This window comes from Rhodococcus indonesiensis, from assembly GCF_047782815.1.
GTDB classification, from domain to species: domain Bacteria; phylum Actinomycetota; class Actinomycetes; order Mycobacteriales; family Mycobacteriaceae; genus Rhodococcus; species Rhodococcus indonesiensis.
Window position 1 is genome coordinate 3,656,568 of the sequence record NZ_CP180630.1, and the last position, 17,668, is coordinate 3,674,235.

At 70.9% G+C, this 17,668-nt stretch carries 17 protein-coding genes; 7 read left to right on the forward strand and 10 right to left on the reverse strand.

All coding sequences use genetic code 11. From position 1 onward, the window contains the following. Nucleotides 1-2: 2 nt before the first annotated feature. Complete coding sequence (locus ACM26Y_RS16930) at nt 3-524, reverse strand: hypothetical protein (RefSeq protein WP_416061428.1); 522 nt, start codon at nt 522-524, stop codon at nt 3-5. Nucleotides 525-762: 238 nt separating this feature from the next. Between ACM26Y_RS16930 and ACM26Y_RS16935 the strand changes: the two genes are divergently transcribed. Then, a complete protein-coding gene (locus tag ACM26Y_RS16935; protein ID WP_003938010.1) occupies nt 763-2,145 on the forward strand; it encodes a dicarboxylate/amino acid:cation symporter in 1,383 nt (460 codons plus the stop codon). Nucleotides 2,146-2,513: 368 nt separating this feature from the next. On the opposite strand, the gene ACM26Y_RS16940 is transcribed toward ACM26Y_RS16935, so the two are convergent. Next, the gene (locus ACM26Y_RS16940; RefSeq protein ID WP_003938011.1) at nt 2,514-2,981 is read right to left on the reverse strand and encodes a DIP1984 family protein; all 468 of its coding nucleotides are present in this window, start codon (nt 2,979-2,981) and stop codon (nt 2,514-2,516) included. A 28-nt stretch (nt 2,982-3,009) separates the two neighbouring features. After that, nucleotides 3,010-4,110 carry an HNH endonuclease gene (locus ACM26Y_RS16945; protein WP_416061429.1) on the reverse strand — a complete coding sequence of 367 codons (1,101 nt, stop codon included), beginning with the start codon at nt 4,108-4,110 and terminating at the stop codon, nt 3,010-3,012. A gap of 32 nt (nt 4,111-4,142) precedes the next feature. Here ACM26Y_RS16945 and ACM26Y_RS16950 point away from each other — a divergent pair, with 32 nt between their 5' ends. Next, nucleotides 4,143-4,454 carry a nucleoside triphosphate pyrophosphohydrolase gene (locus ACM26Y_RS16950; protein ID WP_416061430.1) on the forward strand — a complete coding sequence of 104 codons (312 nt, stop codon included), beginning with the start codon at nt 4,143-4,145 and terminating at the stop codon, nt 4,452-4,454. A gap of 14 nt (nt 4,455-4,468) precedes the next feature. Here ACM26Y_RS16950 and ACM26Y_RS16955 read toward each other — a convergent pair whose 3' ends face one another. From ACM26Y_RS16955 to ACM26Y_RS16965, 3 genes are read right to left on the reverse strand one after another with little or no spacing between them, the layout of a single operon-like run. Next, on the reverse strand, nt 4,469-5,227 hold the full coding sequence (locus ACM26Y_RS16955) for an alpha/beta fold hydrolase (RefSeq protein WP_416061431.1): 759 nt from the start codon (nt 5,225-5,227) through the stop codon (nt 4,469-4,471). Nucleotides 5,228-5,242: 15 nt separating this feature from the next. Next, entirely contained in the window at nt 5,243-6,811 is a 1,569-nt protein-coding gene (locus tag ACM26Y_RS16960; RefSeq protein ID WP_289382031.1) for a DNA polymerase Y family protein, read from the reverse strand. After that, nucleotides 6,808-7,593 carry a hypothetical protein gene (locus tag ACM26Y_RS16965; protein WP_289382033.1) on the reverse strand — a complete coding sequence of 262 codons (786 nt, stop codon included), beginning with the start codon at nt 7,591-7,593 and terminating at the stop codon, nt 6,808-6,810. Before ACM26Y_RS16965 ends, ACM26Y_RS16960 begins: the two co-directional genes overlap by 4 nt. A 129-nt stretch (nt 7,594-7,722) precedes the next feature. Between ACM26Y_RS16965 and ACM26Y_RS16970 the strand changes: the two genes are divergently transcribed. The 3 genes from ACM26Y_RS16970 to ACM26Y_RS16980 are packed head-to-tail and all read left to right on the forward strand — an operon-like array spanning nt 7,723 to nt 10,532. Beyond that, nucleotides 7,723-8,949 carry a serine/threonine-protein kinase gene (locus ACM26Y_RS16970; RefSeq protein WP_371384330.1) on the forward strand — a complete coding sequence of 409 codons (1,227 nt, stop codon included), beginning with the start codon at nt 7,723-7,725 and terminating at the stop codon, nt 8,947-8,949. 39 nt (nt 8,950-8,988) lie between these two features. Then, nucleotides 8,989-10,056: a MerR family transcriptional regulator gene (locus tag ACM26Y_RS16975; protein ID WP_416061432.1), complete on the forward strand. Its 1,068-nt coding sequence runs from the start codon at nt 8,989-8,991 to the stop codon at nt 10,054-10,056. 14 nt (nt 10,057-10,070) lie between these two features. Further along, nucleotides 10,071-10,532, forward strand: coding sequence for a hypothetical protein (locus tag ACM26Y_RS16980; RefSeq protein WP_416063697.1), 462 nt, complete (start codon nt 10,071-10,073; stop codon nt 10,530-10,532). 7 nt (nt 10,533-10,539) lie between these two features. On the opposite strand, the gene ACM26Y_RS16985 is transcribed toward ACM26Y_RS16980, so the two are convergent. Together ACM26Y_RS16985 and ACM26Y_RS16990 are read right to left on the reverse strand one after the other, a co-directional pair. Beyond that, entirely contained in the window at nt 10,540-11,202 is a 663-nt protein-coding gene (locus tag ACM26Y_RS16985; RefSeq protein ID WP_003938020.1) for a response regulator, read from the reverse strand. After that, nucleotides 11,199-12,473, reverse strand: coding sequence for an ATP-binding protein (locus ACM26Y_RS16990; RefSeq protein WP_054374071.1), 1,275 nt, complete (start codon nt 12,471-12,473; stop codon nt 11,199-11,201). The genes ACM26Y_RS16985 and ACM26Y_RS16990 overlap by 4 nt, the downstream gene beginning before the upstream one ends. A gap of 133 nt (nt 12,474-12,606) precedes the next feature. On the opposite strand from ACM26Y_RS16990, the gene ACM26Y_RS16995 reads away from it, so the two are divergent. Next, nucleotides 12,607-13,923: a PspC domain-containing protein gene (locus ACM26Y_RS16995; protein ID WP_416061433.1), complete on the forward strand. Its 1,317-nt coding sequence runs from the start codon at nt 12,607-12,609 to the stop codon at nt 13,921-13,923. Continuing rightward, the gene (locus ACM26Y_RS17000; protein WP_289379271.1) at nt 13,916-14,152 is read left to right on the forward strand and encodes a hypothetical protein; all 237 of its coding nucleotides are present in this window, start codon (nt 13,916-13,918) and stop codon (nt 14,150-14,152) included. Before ACM26Y_RS16995 ends, ACM26Y_RS17000 begins: the two co-directional genes overlap by 8 nt. Nucleotides 14,153-14,212: 60 nt before the next feature. Here ACM26Y_RS17000 and guaA read toward each other — a convergent pair whose 3' ends face one another. Then, nucleotides 14,213-15,784: a glutamine-hydrolyzing GMP synthase gene (gene guaA, locus ACM26Y_RS17005; protein ID WP_003938024.1), complete on the reverse strand. Its 1,572-nt coding sequence runs from the start codon at nt 15,782-15,784 to the stop codon at nt 14,213-14,215. A gap of 48 nt (nt 15,785-15,832) precedes the next feature. Then, the gene (locus ACM26Y_RS17010) at nt 15,833-17,566 is read right to left on the reverse strand and encodes an FAD-dependent oxidoreductase (RefSeq protein WP_416061434.1); all 1,734 of its coding nucleotides are present in this window, start codon (nt 17,564-17,566) and stop codon (nt 15,833-15,835) included. Nucleotides 17,567-17,668: the final 102 nt, after the last annotated feature.

Genomic DNA, 17,668 nt, shown 5'->3' on the forward strand with positions numbered 1-17,668 from the left:
GGTCATCTCCCCAGTCGGCGCAGGCCGGCCCGCGTCCACAGACCGAGGAAACCCTGGGACAGGTAGGCGAGGGAGCCGAGCGCGAGCACCCACTTCACGGTGCTGACCGTCGTCGCCGCCCGGACCGTGGTGTCGGTGATGCGGTCCCGGTGGTCGAGCAGATACAGACCCGCGACGTTCTCGACGTAGTCCGCGAACGCGGCCACTGCGGGGGCGACGGCGAGGGCGCGGCGGATGCGCGCCGGCACGGGCCGGTGCTCGGCGAGCGATCGCGCGCCGGCCCGCAGCGCGAGGGCAAAAGTCAAGGGATGCAACAGATCCCAGTAGTAGTGTCGGCGATAGCGCGCGACGGCGTCTGGGTCGAGTCCGTCGAGAACGGCACGGTATGTCGCCGCCGATCGAGCGGTCTGGATCCGTCCCACCGCCGGCGCGGCGGGGCCGAGCACGCGGGCGATGTTCGCCTGGGACACCACGAACAGCGCGGCCGTGGCGAGGAGTCTGCGATCCGGAGCAGTCGGAGCCATGGGGCGATCGTAGGTGGTGTGACGCACGTCGCCCGGCTCGTATTCGAATCTGCCGTTCCCCCGCGAGTACAGTGGGCGCGGTGTTGTTCCTGACGTCTCGGCGATACGTCGACCTCGAGCTCCAGGCGAGCGCCATCTGTTCGCGCTCGCTCTGACGACCGCTCTTCCAGGAACCCTCCCGTCGTAGGCCGCCGCATCCGGCGCTGTGCTACGACTTCTTCATTCGAAAGGCACACCCATGCCCGACACCGCCCTGTCCGCGCGCGCCGAGAAGACCTCGCGGCGCCTGCCCCGATGGGCTACCTCCTTCGGCCCCCAGATCGTCCTCGGTCTCGTCGTCGGCGTCGTCGTCGGTCTCGTCGCACGAGCGATGCCCGACGCCGCCGACGGCAACGAGAACTGGCTCGTGGGCACCGTCCACACCCTCGGTTCGAGCTACGTCAAACTCCTCACTGTCGCGGTGATCCCCCTGATCTTCACCGCCATCGTGAGTTCCATCGCGAATCTGCGCGAAGTGACCAACGCCGCGCGTCTCGCCGTACAGACCCTGCTGTGGTTCGCCTTCACAGCCTTCGTCGCGGTGATCGTCGGCCTCGTCGTCGGTCTGATCGTCGAACCCGGTGCGCGCACGGACGTCAGCACCTCGGCCGAGAAGGCACCCGGGACCACCGGCTCCTGGTGGGCATTCCTCACCGGCCTGGTGCCGAACAACTTCCTCGGCCTCAACGTCAAGACCACGCTCGCCGAGGGTGCGGCCACCACGACGCTGAGCTTCAACGTGCTGCAGCTGCTCGTCGTCGCCGTGGCCGTCGGTATCGCCGCCCTGAAGGTGGGGGACAAGGCTGCACCCTTCCTCGAAATCAACGCGTCGCTGCTGGCGATCGTGCAGAAGGTGCTGTGGTGGATCATCCGCCTGGCCCCGATCGGCACCGCCGCGTTGATCGCGAACGCCGTCGCTACCTACGGTTGGGACGCCATCGGTTCGCTGGGATGGTTCACCGCCGCCGTCTACATCGGCCTGGCTGTCGTCTTCTTCGGGGTGTATCCGATCCTGCTGCGCATGCACGGGTTGTCGGTGCGCAGCTTCTACTCCGGCGTGTGGCCGGCGACGCAGCTCGGTTTCGTCTCCCGCTCGTCCATCGGCACCCTGCCACTGACCGAGCGCATCACGGAACGCAACCTCGGCGTCCCACGTGAGTACGCCGCGTTCGCGGTTCCGCTCGGATCCACCACCAAGATGGACGGCTGCGCCGCGATCTACCCCGCCGTCGCGGCGATCTTCGTCGCCGAGTTCTACGGCGTACCGCTGGGCATCACCGACTACCTGCTGATCGTGATCGTCGCCGTCGTGGGTTCGGCCGCCACCGCCGGCACCACCGGCGCGACGGTGATGCTGACCCTGACGCTGTCCACCCTGGGTCTGCCGCTGGCCGGGGTGGGGCTGCTGCTCGCGGTGGAGCCGATCGTCGACATGGGCCGCACCGCCGTCAACGTGACCGGTCAGGCCCTGGTGCCGACCATCGTCGCCAAGCGTGAAGGGATCCTCGACCGAGAGCGGTACGACGCCGACCGGCGCGGCGAACCGTTCGCGGACGAAGACGCCGCCGTCGCCGCGGTCTGACGATCTGCAGTCACGGCGAGGGACTGCACTGGTGAGGGACTGCACCGACGGCAGACTCACGCAGTCGGCGACGAAGGGGAGTACTGCGGGTTCGAATGCGCGGTACTCCCCTGTCGTTCCCTTCTCGTGCCGAACCTCCCGGCCCGCAGTTCGTGGGTGCCCCGTTCCCGCCCTCCCCGATTCGGATCAGCACGTGGTGATGAACTGTGCCGGCGTGCACCGTGTCCTCGTGCGTCGTGCAGGGCTGCTCCGTGCGCGGGACTCGAACCCGCTGCGCTGCCCTCCGCGCGCCGGAGGATACAGACGGGTCGATTCACCGCGACCCACGGCGTGTGCTCGCTTCCGATCCGGGTACCCGCTGCCCACGATCACTCGTCGATCAGGTCCACCTCCCAGTTCACGCGCTGGATCTCCAGGTCCACCCGGCGGATCCGGCGGGCCAGATCGTCGGCGGTGCGCCGCAGGTCCCGGACCGACAGCGCCGAGACGTACGCCAGTTCGGACCGGAGCTGTCGGCCGTATCGATCCTTGCCGCCGGAGGCCGCGTCCGCGGCCGCGGTGAGCGCACGGTGCCGCGTCTGCAGAGCGTCCCGTTCGGCCAGCGCATCGGTGAGGGTCCGGTCTCCGACACGGGTGGCGGTGTTCGTCTTGTTGATCCGAGCGATCAGCAGAGCATGCCGATCGACGGCGTCGGTGAGTTGTTCGAGAAGCTCGCCGGCGTTCTCGGCGGGCTCCTCCCCTTCCTGATATCGGGCATTCGCCACGACCCGAGTGCCGAGCTGCTCGATCCGTCGTTTCAGCTCGCCTCGTTCGGCGAGTGCCTCCGCCAGCCGCATGACGTCGAATCGTAGACGAGCGGTGAATTCATGCGTACCCGATTTCCGGCACCGTCGAGACAACCCAGCCGGGTGGGAATACCGTGTCCCACGTTCCGGTCCGCGAACGGCCCTGCCACGTCGGCGTGCCCGAGGGTGAGCTGCGGTACAGGCCGCGAGCGGCGGCAAGGGTGCGGTCGTACTGGGTCGGCCAGCCGATGTCGGCGGCGAGTTGTTCGAGGACGGAGCGATCTCGGCTCAATGCCCGTTCGGTGTGAGCCAGTGCGGGCAGCGAGTCCCGCTTGTCGGTGTTGCATGCTCCGCAGGCGAGTACGAGATTCGCCAGTCCGTCGAGGGGTGCCCGGGACCACGGTAGTACGTGGTCGACCGGACTTCCATCGGAAAGCTTTGCCGCACAGTAGAAGCAACGCGCTCCGAACGCCTCACGAAGCGCCACCCGAGGTTTCGTCAGCGAGACGCGCTCGCGGCCGAACAGGTGCCCCGCAATGTCGGGGACGTCGAGGAAGGCGTTGTACCGGCGCACGTCCTGAACCCACAGGATCTCCAGGGTCGGAGTGAGCAGACCGGACAGGCGTGCCAGGGCCGCCGCAACTCCCGGAAACAGGCGGATCGCGCCGCCCTGCCGGACGATCGCTGCCCGGGTGATTCCGGAATGCAGCCAGGAGTCGTCGTAGAGGAACGGCTCGCCGCGTCCGCCCGGCAACCGTTGAAGCCGGTACAGCGGCTGTTGCGCGAGCGTGAGCGCGACCTCCGCGACGGTCCCGCGGTACAGGTCAGGCTTCCGCAATCTCGCGAGGGACAGACCGACCACCCCGCCGGTGTTCGCCGCGCTGCGCAGCGCCTCCACCGCCGTCAGGATCCGAGCCCTGGGCTGCGACGACTGGCGGAGCCGATGCCCGTCGAACGGGCGGACCTGGGACCAGTACAGGTCGATCACCCGCTCGGCGAGAGCGTCGATCGGCACGTCGAGTGCCGCGGCCGGCTCCGCCGGTAGATGTTCGACGCAGAAGCCGACCAGGGCCGACAGGGTCGCCAGCTTGTAGGTGGCGGTGCGCGCTCCGGTCTCGAGGACCGCGACGACGCGCTGACCGAGCGCGAGAGGATCCGTCGGTGGTCCGGTACCGTCCACCCCGCGACGGTAGCGCAGCGGAAGGATCCACGATGGGCAAGTTGGTCCGCGACCGGATTCCCGAGATCATCGAAGCCGCCGGCCGGGTGGCGCGCATTCGCGTACTCGATCGGGACGAGTACCGCCGCGCCCTGCTCGACAAGCTGGTGGAGGAAGCGCGCGAACTGCGGGAAGCACAGAACTACGACGAGCGGCTCGGCGAACTGGCCGACGTGCACGAGGTGTTCACGGCTGTGCTCTCCGCGTGCGGGATCACCACGGACGAGGTGGCTGCCGCGGCCGCGGGAAAGCGGGCCGAACGCGGCGGCTTCGATCGCCGCATCTGGTTGGACCAGCTCCGGTAGACCCGGAGTTCCGCTCAGTCGGTGAGGAAGGGCAGCACGGTGGCCTCGAACTCGCGGTGCCGGTCGCGGTGGATGCTGTGGCCGCAGGTGAAGTCGTGGACCGCGACGTCGCCGAGGACGTCCACCGCGGCGGTGAGCCGGGTCGGATCGACCATGCTGCCGGGCCCGCCCCGCAGAATCAGCGTAGGCGCGGTGATCCGCGGAAGACGTTCCCACCACATCGGATTCGGCGCCCGGAACTGGGTGATGGCCGAGCCGGTCATGGAGCGGTCGAAGGCGAAGGTCGCGCGCGGATTGCGCAGCAGGTTCGTCGAGGCATGCCACAGTTCGGCCGGTGACGGCAGACGCCCACCGAGCACCGGCGGCGGATCACCCGGGCGCAGCGGCAGGGGGGCCTCCTCGAGCACGAGCCGCCGCACCAGACCCGGGCGCTGCTGCGCGACGAGGGATCCGGTGTGCCCGCCGAGGGAGTGCCCGACGAGGTCGACCGTCTCGAGGCCCAGGTGCTCGCAGAGACCGAGCACGTCGGCGCCGAACTCGTCGAAACGGTAGGACGCGGCGCGGGCGCTGCGTCCGTGGCCGCGCAGGTCCACCGCCACGACCCGCCGGCCGGCCGCGAGCAGGGACCGGGCGAACCGGTCCCACGTGCGGCCGTCGCCGCCCATCCCGTGCACCAGCAGCACCGGCACGGGGTGGTAGCCCGTCGTGGGAGCCGAATCCCGGTAGGCGATCGCCACCCCGTTCGGCGCGGCCGTCAGCACACTGGTCTCCACGTCGATCGAGCGTACTCACTCGTAGACGCCCTCCACATGCCAGTGCTCGTCGACGTGGATCACCAGCAGGGCCCGGGACTCCTCGAGTCGCACCTGCAGCCGCGCCACCGCCCGCGCCGCCGCCGGATCCCACCAGTACTCGTCCACCGGCCACGGTCCGGCCCACCCGCGCACCCGCCAGCTGCGGCTGCCCCAGCTCAGCCGGCCGGGATCGCCGCTGAGCAGACCGCGCTCGGTCACCGTCACCGGGGTGCCCGCCGCATCCTCGAGCGCCACGCCGGGCAGGGTGGTGAGCACCACAGCCGGGGCGGGCGGCGGTAGCCGGCCCGGCCACGGCGCCGACGGATCCGTCGCCGGCACCGACTCCTCCCCCAACGGCACGAGGGTCACCCGTTCCACCGGGCCACGTCCACCACTGAGCACCCCCACCAACACGGAGTCGGCACCGAGCAGTCCCTGCACCCGCACCAGGGCGCGCCGGGCCCGTTCGTCCTCGTCGCCGACCCCGCCCCACAGACCCAGCTGCAGCGACCCCGCCGTCACCACCTCCACCGGTTCGAGCCGCAGCAGGACGATCCCGGCGGTGGGGCGGGCCGCACTGTGCCCGGTGAGCCAGCCGTCGAGTTGCCAGCGCACCCGATCGGCCGTGCCGTCCGGGGTCAGCGGCTCGGCGCAACGCCACGTCCGGGTCAGTTCCTCACCGTTGCCGGTGCGAGCGGCCACCAGCAGCCGGGTGCAGGCCACTCCCGCCGCGGCCAGCCGGGTGTGCAGCAGCGCGGCAAGCGCCCGGCCGGCGAAGGCGGCCGAATCGACCCGTTCGAGCGGCGGATCACAGGGACGTTCCACCACCAGATCGGGCGGCAGGGCACGGCCGGACGGCGGTCGTTGCGGCCGTGCCCGTGCGTCGCGGTGCGCGGCGACGGCGTCCGGTCCGAAGCGGGAGGCGACATCGGTCGGCGAGAGGGCAGCGAAGGCCCCGATCGTGCGCAGCCCGAGCCGTTTCAGCAGGTCCACCAGGTCGACGCGCTCCGGGGCAGCCAGGGACGGCTCCAGACAGATCTCCGAAATATCCAAAGGCGCAAGGAATTCCTCGTCTCTACCGGATGGGACGAGACGGGCGTGGCGGGCGGCGAGCACCGCCGTGAACAACTCGTCGGCGATGCCCACCTGGCATTCGACGCCGACGGCGGCCACCTCGTCGATCAGTCGCTCGGCCGCTGCTTCCTCGGAACCGAACCAGCGCACGACACCGCGCGCGGCGAGCACCACCAGACCGGGACGCAGCACCTCCACGCCCGGCGCCGCCGCATCGATCGCCGCCGCCACCGGCTCGAACAACCGCGCGTCGCGATCCGGATCATCTCGGGCCACATACAGATCCGGGCACCGGGCTTGGGCTTCCCGGCGGCGCAGACCTCGTCGCACCCCGGCTGCCCGGGCCGACGTGGAACAGGCCACCACCCGGTTGGCCGAGATCACCGCCACCGGTGTCGTCGGCGGCAGGTCGGCGGCCGCGGCGGCAGCGATCGCCGGCCAGTCCGGGCACCACAGGGCCACCACCCGGGCCGGGCGGGGTTCGCTCACAGTGCCACCTCGGCAGGCCGGGGACTGCCCACCTGCGCCGGTCCACCCGGTCGCCACTCCACCCCGGCTCGACCGGCGCACAGGTCCATTCGCGCCGACCGAGGCTGGAAGGACCGGCCCTGCGCGCGCACGGAGAACCTGGTACCGCACAGTCTGCCCCGGGCCGGGGCAGACAGCCCCCGGTAACCGTGCACCGCAGCCTCGAGCCGCACGTGCGCCCCGTCCCACCGGCCGTCGGTGACCACCAGGGCCGCGCCCTTGCTCCGGGCCCGAGCGACCACCGCCCGGGTCCGCGACGGCGGCACCACGGTGCCCCCGAGACCGAGAACGACGAGGTCCATGCCGTCGAGCAGGACGGCGGCCACCTCCACCGGGTCCGGCCCCGGGTCGGGGATCAGCGCGATCCGGCTCAACTCGGCCCCCATCTCGGCGGCAGCGAGCAGGCCGAGGCGACGATGACCGACGACGGCGGCGTGCCCACCGGCGGCGGTGGCCGAAGCCAGCACACCGAGCAGCAAAGATGTTGCGCCGGAGAAGCTTACGACGGATCCGCGGGCCAGGCCGCCGTCCGGGAGCAGCCGGGCGAGTGGCTCGGGCACCGGGAGCAGCCGGTCGGCCGGCACCGGGGATGCGGTGGGTTCCGCCGGGCGGGGACGGGCGCTCTCCCCTCTCGCAGGGATCGCGGCGATCTGCCGACGCAACGCCTCGAGCCGTTCCTGCCGGGAGGGACCCACCGGATCCTGCGACCCGCCCTCGACCGGAAACTCGGCCACCTCACCCACACGAACTCCCCTCGCCCTGCGCCGGCCGCGTATAACACGGCCCACCGACAAACCGCGGGGAAGACGCGGTTGTTCGAACATGTATTCGAACGACTTCAGTAGACCCGACTCCGGGGCGCCCGTCAAGCGATGGCCCCCGCGGCATCCACTACCCTCGTCAAGGTGTCGGAACAGGAGCGAGCGGCAAGCGTCGTCGGCCCGGATCACTTGGTGGCCGGACGTTATCGGCTCGTCTCCAAACTCGGTGGCGGTGGCATGGGAGCGGTCTGGCTCGCCCACGACACCCTGCTCGATCGGGACGTGGCCGTCAAACAGGTCACCTCGACCGTGGGCCTGCCCACGGAGGCCGCCGAGGAGATCCGCCGCCGCACGCTGCGGGAGGGCCGGATCGCTGCCCGCCTCACCCACGAGCACGCGATCGCGATGTACGACGTCGCCCTCCATTCCGGCGAGCCGTGGCTGGTCATGGAGCACCTTCCCTCCCGCAGCCTCGCCCAGGTGATGAACATCGCCGACACCCTGCCGCCGCTCGAGGTGGCGCAGATCGGCGCACACATCGCCGACGCACTCGCCGCCGCCCACGCTGCCGGGATCGTGCACCGCGACATCAAGCCGGGCAACATCCTCGTCGCCGAGCGCGGCCGCGAACTGGGTAGGGTGAAGATCAGCGACTTCGGCATCGCCCGGGCCAAGGGCGATCACGACCGGTCCGGCGTGATCACCGGCACCCCTGCCTTCTTCGCACCCGAAGTGGCCCGCGGCAGCGATCCCACCGAGGCCGGCGACGTCTTCTCCCTGGGTGCGACCCTCTACACCGCGATCGAGGGTCAGCCGCCGTTCGGCATCGATCCCGACTCGATCGCCCTGTTGCACCGCGTCGCCCGCGCCGAGATCATCCCGCCGACTCGTACGGGCCCACTGACCGACGTCCTGCTCGCGATGCTGGAACCCGACCCTGCCCGTCGCCCGACGATGGAGCAGGCCCGGGACCGTCTCGCCGCGGTCGTCCTCGGGGCCGACGCCGACCCGGAGCTGCTTCGCGGCCGTCCGATCCTGTCCGCCGACGGAACCGTCCCCGTGTGGGCCCGGCGCGCCACCGCACCCGTCGTGGGATCCCGGCGCACCGCGGCTACCGGCGGCACTCTCACCGGGTTGCCCGCCGCTCCCCAGCCCGTCTCGCTCCGGGGCGTACCCCGCCCCGCGGAGTTGCTGCGCCGGCTGCGCCCCACCGGGCCCCCGCCGCGCACCACGCAGGAGAAGATCGTCGCGTTCGCACCGATGGCGATGGCGGTCATGGTGGCCGTGATCGTTCTCGCTCTGATCGTGGCCCTGATCATCGCGGTCGCCGTCAGCTGAGCTTGACCTTCGGGTCGGCCGAAGCTCGATGATGGTGCCGTGACCCCCTCCCCAGACCTGATCACGATCGGCATCATGGCCCGGCTCAGCGGGCTCACCCCGGGGGCGCTGCGGTTCTACGGCGACTGCCGGCTGCTCGTGCCCGCCATGGTCGATCCCGTCACCGGCTACCGGTACTACACGGTCGACCAACGCGAACGAGCGGTGACGATCCGTCAGCTCCGCGAACTCGACGTCCCGCTCGAGGACGTCGGCCGGATCCTCGACGGCGACGCCGAGTCCGGTGCCGCGCTGCTCGACGAACACGTCGCCGAACTGCATCGCCGGGCCGAGCGCGCGACCCGGCTGGCCTCCGCCGTCAAGTCCCGCCTCACCGCCCTCGCGGCACCGCCGGCGGTCGCCGTGCCAGGCCGGCTCCTCGCCGACACCGTCGAACGCGTCCTTCCGTCCATCGCCATGGATCCGAAAATTCCTTGTCTGACAGGCATTCTCGTCGAGGTGAATGCCGGGGCGGTGGTCCTGACGGCGACGAACCGTTACCGGCTGACCACCGGCTCGGTGTCGGCCGCGGCCCGCACCGGGGACCCGTTCCGCACCGTCGCCGACAGCTCCGCACTCCGCGGGACCGCCACGTCACTGCGGGAACACGAGAACGTCGGCCTGGCCCTCGACGACTCGGGCGCGCTCACCCTCACCGGCGCGAACGGTGAGCGGCACAGCTGCCCCGCCGTCGAGGGAACCTTCCCCGACTACCGCAGCATGCTCGCCGCCCTCACCCCGCCGGTCACGCGGGTGATCGTGCACCGCGACGCCCTGGCCGGGGCCGTGCGCGACGCTGCGGCCGGCACGATCGACCTCCGCGTGCGGGCGACGGCACTCACCGTCGGCCACGGGAGGCACGACCGCGTGCTGCCCGCCGACGTCACCGGCGCCGACCTGGATCTCGCCTTCGACCGGGACGGGCTGGGCGCCGCCCTCGACACCGCCGTCGGCCCGGAGGTGCTGCTGGACATCGCCTCCTACGACCGGCCCGTCGTGATCCGTTCCGCCGCGGCCGGGGACCTGACCACGCTGGCCATGCCCGTCCGCCGAGAGGAACAACCGTGACCACCGATCCAATCATGGCCGCCGTCACCGACGCGGTCACAGCCGGCCGCTCCGGCGACAACACCACCGCCCGGACTCGGCTGGTGGCCTTGTGGTCGAGCATGGGGCCGCACGGCGATCCCCTGCACCGCTGCGCTCTGGCTCACTACCTGGCAGATCTGTACGACGATCCCGCCGTCTCCCTCACCTGGGACCTCCGCGCCTTCGACGCGGCCGCGGCCCTCGACGACGACCGGCTCGCCCGGCACCACGCCGCGTTGCAGGTGCGGGCCTTCCAGCCGTCGCTGCACCTGAATCTCGCCGACGACTACCGGCGTCTCGGGTCCTTCACGGTCGCCACGGAGCACTTGACGGCGGCCCGCGACTGCGTCGACACCCTGCCCGAGGACGGGTACGGCCGCACGGTACGCGCGGGGATCGAGCACGTCGCCGCGGCACTCGCGACCGGCTCGACCGCGCGGCTGCCCACGCACTGAATTCCGGTCAGTCGATCCGCCGCCGGTGCGCCCACCGGGTGAGCGCGTTGCGGTTGGACTGCTGGGTCTTGCGCAGCACGTTCGACGCGTGCGTCTCGACGGTCTTGACCGAGATCACCAGTTCCTCGGCGATCTCCCGGTAGGTGTAACCGCGCGCGAGCAGGCGCAGCACCTCGAGTTCGCGCGGGGTGAGCGAATCGAGTTCGGGGTCGAGCGGCGGCTCCGGCACGCTCGAGCGGCCGGTGAACGAGTCCAGAACGAATCCGGCCAGACGCGGGCTGAACACCGCGTCCCCGCCGGCGACCCGTCGCACCGCGTCGGCCAGTTCGGATCCCGAGATGGTCTTGGTGACGTACCCGCGCGCGCCGGCCCGGATCACCGCGATGACGTCCTCGGCGGCGTCGGACACGCTCAACGCCAGGCACACCGGCCCGTCGGCGATCCGTCCGAGCACCGCCACCCCACCCCCGTCGGGCATGTGGACGTCGAGCAGGACCACGTCGGGGCGGGTGGCGTCGATTCCCGTGACCGCTTCGGTGACCGTGCCGGCCTCGCCGACGACCTCCATGTCGACCTCCCGGCCGAGCTCTGCGCGCACCCCCGAGCGGAACACGGCGTGGTCGTCGACCAGGAACACACGGAAACGGCGGGAGGCGTCGAGTGACGTCAAGTGGGCTGCTCCTCTGAACGGGCGTCGGTGCCCTCCCACTCTAGGGTTGTCGTGCGCTCCGCTCCGGTACCGGCACGGGGCATGTGGATGCGGATCTCCGTGCCCTTGCCGGGGTTCGAGCGCACGACGACCCGGCCGCCGCGACGCTCCACCCGGCCCCGGATCGAACGGGCCAGGCCCTGCCGGTCCTCCGGGACCGCGGACTCGTCGAAGCCGACGCCGCGGTCCCGGACGAAGACACTCACCTGCTCGGGTTCGACCTCGACGAACAGGTCCACGCTGTCCACCTGCGCGTGCTTGGCTGCGTTGACCAGCGCCTCCCGGGTGGCACCGAGCAGGGCGGTGAACGACTCGGCGGTGAGGTCCTCGTCGTCGCCGGGCGTCACGTCGCCCACGATCACCGGCGCCACCGATACCCCGTGCTGGTCCTCCACCTCGCCGGCGATGGTGCGCAGCGCCTCGGCCAGGCTGGTGTGCGGGGTCTCGCCACCGCCGAACAGCCAGCGCCGCAACTCGCGCTCCTGGCTGCGCGCCAGGCGCAGCACCTCCTGCGAGTTGTCGGCCTGCTTCTGGATCAGGGCGAGCGTCTGCAGCACCGAATCGTGCAGGTGCGACGCGATCTCCTCGCGTTCCTCGTTGCGGACGCGGGCGGCACGTTCCTCCTCGAGCGCGCGCCACATCCGCACCCACAGCGGCACCGACAGCAGGCCGGCCCCGACCAGCGTCACCAGCACGGCCAGCACCGACGAACGTAGGGCCGCCACGTCGACCTGGGCGAGGATCACGACGCCGAGCCCGATCACGATGAGCGAGGCACCGCCGACCACCCGCGCCCAGGTGAGCACCGTCGGGCGGGCGGGCAGGCCCAGCACCGAACGTGGTCCCTCCGCGTCGAACTCGCGCCAGACCAGCGCGGCGCCCACCGCCACCACGACGACGGGGGCGATCACCGAGCCCACGCCGCCGTTCAACAGCCACGAAAGCCCCACGGCCAGGCCCACTCCGATGACCGCAAGGCCGAGGGCCCGGCGCCGTTCGGTCGGCGAGGGCGGTTCGGTGTCCGAGCCCTGCGGTGTGAGGACCCACAGCAGTCCGTAGGCGACGATGCCCAGGCCGGCCAGCGCCGCCAGCACCGTGAACGCCACCCGCACCTTGAGCACGTCGACCCCGAGATGGTCGGCGAGGCCGCCGGCCACGCCGCCCACGACCCGGCCACCGACCCGGCGCTCGAGGCGGGGGGTGGGCAGGGGTGGGTAGGGAACCGGCTGCATACCTTCGATACTGGCACGCGTACCCCGTCCCGGGCATCGGGGACGAACCCTGAACCGGCGACCGCGCACCGGCGCGGAAATCAGGGTCGGTCCCTGATGCGCGACGGTGCGCCGGTCCAGAAGGATGTGGTTCATGAACACGCGAAGCTTCCCCGAGCAGCTCTCGGACATGTGGCGCACCCGTCCGGTCCGGCTGCCACGACAGGGCCACGTCGCCGGGGTGTGCGCGGGCATCGGCGTGCGATACGACGTGGATCCGGTGCTGATCCGCGTGGCGTTCGTGGTGTCCACCTTCTTCGGCGGCGCCGGCCTGGTGCTGTATCTGGTGTGCTGGCTGCTGCTGCCGCGCTACGGCGATCAGGTCTCCCCCGCCGAATCCCTCGTCGGCCGCGGCCAGAGCTCCGAATCGAGCACCAAGGTCGTGGTGCTGCTGGTGGTGCTGGCCGTCGCGGCGAGCGCCTTCGGTCCGCTGGGCGCCGGGGTGGGCGGTTCCGGGTTCGTCAGCATGGTGCTGATGCTCGGCGGTCTGTGGCTGCTGTACCAGCGCCGGCCGGAACCACCGGTCCTGCCCGGGGCACCGCAGCTGTTCCCCCAGAACCCCTTCCAGGCGCCGTTCCAGCAGAGTCAGTACCAGCAGGCACCCTTCGCGCAGCACAGCGCCGCCCCCGGCCCCGCACCGGCGGACCCGGACTTCTGGACGAAGCCGGAACCGGAATCGCCCCGGCCCGGCGACCAGTCCCCCGGGCCGGAACCGGCACCCCCACAGGATCCGTTGCTGCAGCGCCCCACGCCACCGTCGTGGGATCCGCTCGGTGTCGCACCGTTCGCATGGGACCTGCCCGAGCCTGCGCCCACGACGGCCGTCGTGCCCGCGAAACAGCCTCGTTCCCGGCTGACCACGACCGTGCTGGGCCTGGCGGTGCTCGCCGCGGCGGCTGCGGGGGCGGTGGCTTCCGCCGGCGAGGTCGCGTGGCTCACCCCGGCGCGCATCGGTGCGATCGCGCTCGTGGTGATCGGGCTCGGCCTGCTCGTCGGGGCATTCCTGCATCGCGGCTACGGACTGCTGGTGGTGACCGGTCCACTGCTCGGGTTCGTGGTGCTCGCCTCGCTCGTCGGACCGATCGACACCTCGTCGTGGGGAGAGCAGTTGTATTCGCCCCGCACTGCCGCGGAACTGCAGCCGGAGTACTCGGTGCAGATGGGGGCTCTGCAACTGGACCTGCGCGGACTCGAACTCACCGAGGACGAGACCGTCTCCGTCGAAACCCGATTCGGCGCCACCGAGGTCCTGCTGCCGCAGAACCTCGACGTCGACGTCGTCTGCACCGAACGGGCTTCGAACCCCTGCACGATCCAGGGCCTCGACGGCGGCGACGACGGCGTCGGCGGACCGGTCCTGACCCTGAATCTCGACACCGCATTCGGCAACTCGGAGGTGCGCCGTGGCTGACACCGACTACACCGACCCCACCCAGCCGGCGTCCGGCGCCCGGCGACGGGGCCCGTCGATCCTGATGCTGCTCTCTGCGATCGCGGCGCTGGCCGTCAGCGCGTGGGCGCTGATCGGGCCGTTCTCCCTCGAGCCGCTGGCGAACGTCGAGTTCCGCTGGCTACTCGTCGCGCTCGCCGTGGTCGTCGGCGCGACGCTGGTGTTCGCGCCGGGCAAGAAGAAGCGCTGACACCGTCGCCCCGGAACGCACTGCGCCCTTCGGTTCCGATCCGAAGGGCGCAGCCGCGTCTCACTCCCACTCGATGGTGCCCGGCGGCTTGCTCGTGACGTCGAGGACGACGCGGTTGACGTCGGGCACCTCGTTGGTGATGCGGGTGGAGATGCGCTCCAGGGCCTCGTACGGCAGGCGGGTCCAGTCCGCGGTCATCGCGTCCTCGCTGGAGACCGGGCGCAGCACGATCGGGTGACCGTAGGTGCGGCCGTCACCCTGAACGCCCACGCTCCGCACGTCGGCGAGCAGCACCACCGGGCACTGCCAGATCTGCTTGTCGAGGCCGGCAGCTGTGAGTTCCTCCCGGGCGATGGAGTCGGCGCGGCGCAGGATCGCGAGGCGCTCGCGGGTGACCTCGCCGATGATGCGGATACCCAGGCCCGGGCCGGGGAAGGGCTGGCGGCCGACGATCTCCTCCGGCAGGCCGAGTTCACGCCCGACTGCCCGCACCTCGTCCTTGAACAGCAGCCGCAGCGGCTCGACCAGTGCGAACTGCAGATCCTCGGGCAGGCCACCGACGTTGTGGTGGCTCTTGATGTTCGCGGTGCCGGTGCCGCCGCCGGACTCGACCACATCCGGGTACAGCGTGCCCTGCACCAGGAACTCGACGGTTTCGCCGTGGGCGGCGTTCTCGCCGAGCACCTCCGAGACGGCGCCTTCGAAGCTGCGGATGAACTCGCGGCCGATGATCTTGCGCTTGGTCTCCGGATCCGTCACGCCGGCCAGTTCCCGCAGGAACGTGTCGGCGGCGTCCACGGTGACGAGCCTCGCCCCGGTCGCGGCGACGAAGTCCTTCTCGACCTGTTGCCGCTCGCCCTCGCGCATCAGGCCGTGGTCGACGAACACACACGTCAGGCGGTCGCCGATGGCCCGCTGCACCAGGGCTGCGGCGACCGCGGAGTCGACCCCGCCGGACAGGCCGCAGATGGCGCGTCCGTCACCGACCTGCTCGCGGATCTGTTCGATCAGGGCCTCGGCGATGTTCGCGGCCGTCCAGGCGGCGGGGATACCGGCGATGTCGTGCAGGAAGCGGCTGAGCACCTGCTGGCCGTGCGGGGAATGCAGCACCTCAGGGTGGTACTGCACGCCGGCGAGGCGGCGCGCGCGGTCCTCGAACGCGGCCACGGGCGCGCCGGCGCTGCTGGCGGTCACCTCGAAGCCCTCCGGCGCGGCGGTGACCCCGTCGCCGTGGCTCATCCACACCGGCTGTGTCGCGGGCAGGCCGTCGTGCAGGACACCTCCGGTGACGGACATCTCGGTGCGCCCGTACTCACGATTGCCGGTGTGCGCGACGGTGCCGCCGAGCGCCTGGGCCATGGCCTGGAAGCCGTAGCAGATCCCGAACACCGGCACGTCCAGGTCGAACAGTTTCGGGTCGAGTTGCGGTGCCCCGTCGGCGTAGACGCTGGAGGGGCCACCGGAGAGCACCACGGCGAGCGGATCGCGGGCCGCGATCTCCTCCACCGGGGTGGTGTGCGGCACGACCTCGGAGTAGACCTTGGCTTCGCGGACGCGGCGGGCGATCAGCTGCGCGTACTGGGCTCCGAAGTCGACGACGAGGACCGGCCTGGACTGCTGGGTTTGCGACACCCGAACAGTCTAGAGGCCCGGTCCTCGTCCAACGAACGGCGGTTCGGGTCAGGCGACGCCGGACGCGGACCCGGTGCGGACCTCGACGATCGGCAGCGACAGCGCGCCCGGGGCGCCGGCCGGAACGACCGGCTTGTTCGGGGCGATCGGGTCCAGCCGGCGGTAGCCCTCCCCCTGGCCGGGACGCAGGTCCTGCTCCCCCTTGTTCGGCCACAGCGCCGCCGCGCGCTCGGCCTGCGCAGCGATGGTCAGCGACGGATTGACACCGAGATTGGCCGAGACGGCGGCCCCGTCCACGACGCTCAGCGTCGGGTATCCGTACACGCGGTGGTACGGGTCGATGACACCGTGTTCGGGATCGGTGCCGATCACGCAGCCACCGAGGAAGTGCGCAGTGAGCGGGACGTTGAAGATCTCCCCCCAGGTGCCGCCCGGGACGCCGTCGATCTTCTCGGCGATCCGGCGGGTGGCCTCGTTGCCGACGGGAATCCACGTCGGGTTGGGGTGCCCGTGGCCCTGCCGGCTGGTGACCTTGCGGCGACCGAACAGGCCCTTCTTGGTGTAGGTGACGATCGAGTTGTCCAGGTTCTGCATGACCAGGGCGATGATGGTGCGCTCGCTCCAGTCCTTGACGCTGAGCATCCGGGCCATCTGGACCGGGTTCTTCACCACCTGGCCGAGGAACTTCAGCCAGCGCGGCGTGCGGCCGCCACCGTCGGTCATCAAGGTCTGCAACAGACCCATCGCGTTGGAGCCCTTGCCGTAGCGGACCGGCTCGATGTGGGTGTCGGCAGTGGGATGGAACGACGACGTGATCGCCACCCCGCGGGTGAGATCCAGGTCCGGGTCGACGCTCATCTTCCCGGCGCCGACGATCGACTCGGAGTTCGTGCGGGTCAGATGGCCCAGCCGGTCGGACAGTTCCGGCAGGGCGCCGGTGTCCTTGAGGTGGTGCAGGAGATGCTGGGTGCCCCACGTGCCGGCGGCGAGGACGACGTGCCCGGCGGTGTAGGTGCGACGGTTCTTCCGCTTCCAGGTGCCGGTGCGCTCGGTGTCGACGTCCCACGTGCCGTCGGAGGCCTGGCGCAGGCCGGTGACCGTGGTGAGCGGGACGATCTCGGCGCCGGCCCGCTCGGCGAGCCCGAGGTAGTTCTTCAGCAGTGTGTTCTTGGCGCCGTGTCGGCATCCGGTCATGCACTCGCCGCATTCGATGCAGCCGGTGCGGTCGGGGCCGACACCGCCGAAGTACGGGTCGGCGACGGTACGGCCGGGCTCTCCGAAGTACACCCCCACGGGAGTCTGGATGAAGGTGTCGCCCACACCCATGTCCTCGGCGACGGACTTGACGATCCGGTCCGCGGGGGTCATGTGCGGGTTCTGCACCACGCCGAGCATGCGACGCGCCTGGTCGTAGAAGGGGCTGAGCTCGTCGTCCCAGTCGGTGATGTGTGCCCACTGGCCGTCTTCGAAGAACGGCGCCGGCGGCTTGTAGAGGGTGTTGGCGTAGTTGAGGGAACCCCCGCCGACGCCGGCTCCGGCAAGGATGAGGACGTCGTGCAGCAGGTGGATCCGTTGGATGCCGAAGCACCCCAGCTTGGGGGCCCAGAGGAATCGCTTGAGATCCCAGCTGGTCTTCGCGAAGTCGGCGTCGGCGAAACGCCGGCCCGCTTCGAGGATGCCGACCTTGTAGCCCTTCTCCACGAGCCGCAGGGCCGTCACACTTCCGCCGAAACCCGATCCGACGATGAGGACGTCGTAGTCCGTCGCGCGCTGCTCACCCACCGAAACACCTCCATGAAGCTGGTTGTTACTCACCAGTATGCACGGACTTGCTGTGACCACTGCCACAAGGGTGCCCTAACTGTAACCTCGAGTTCCGTAAAC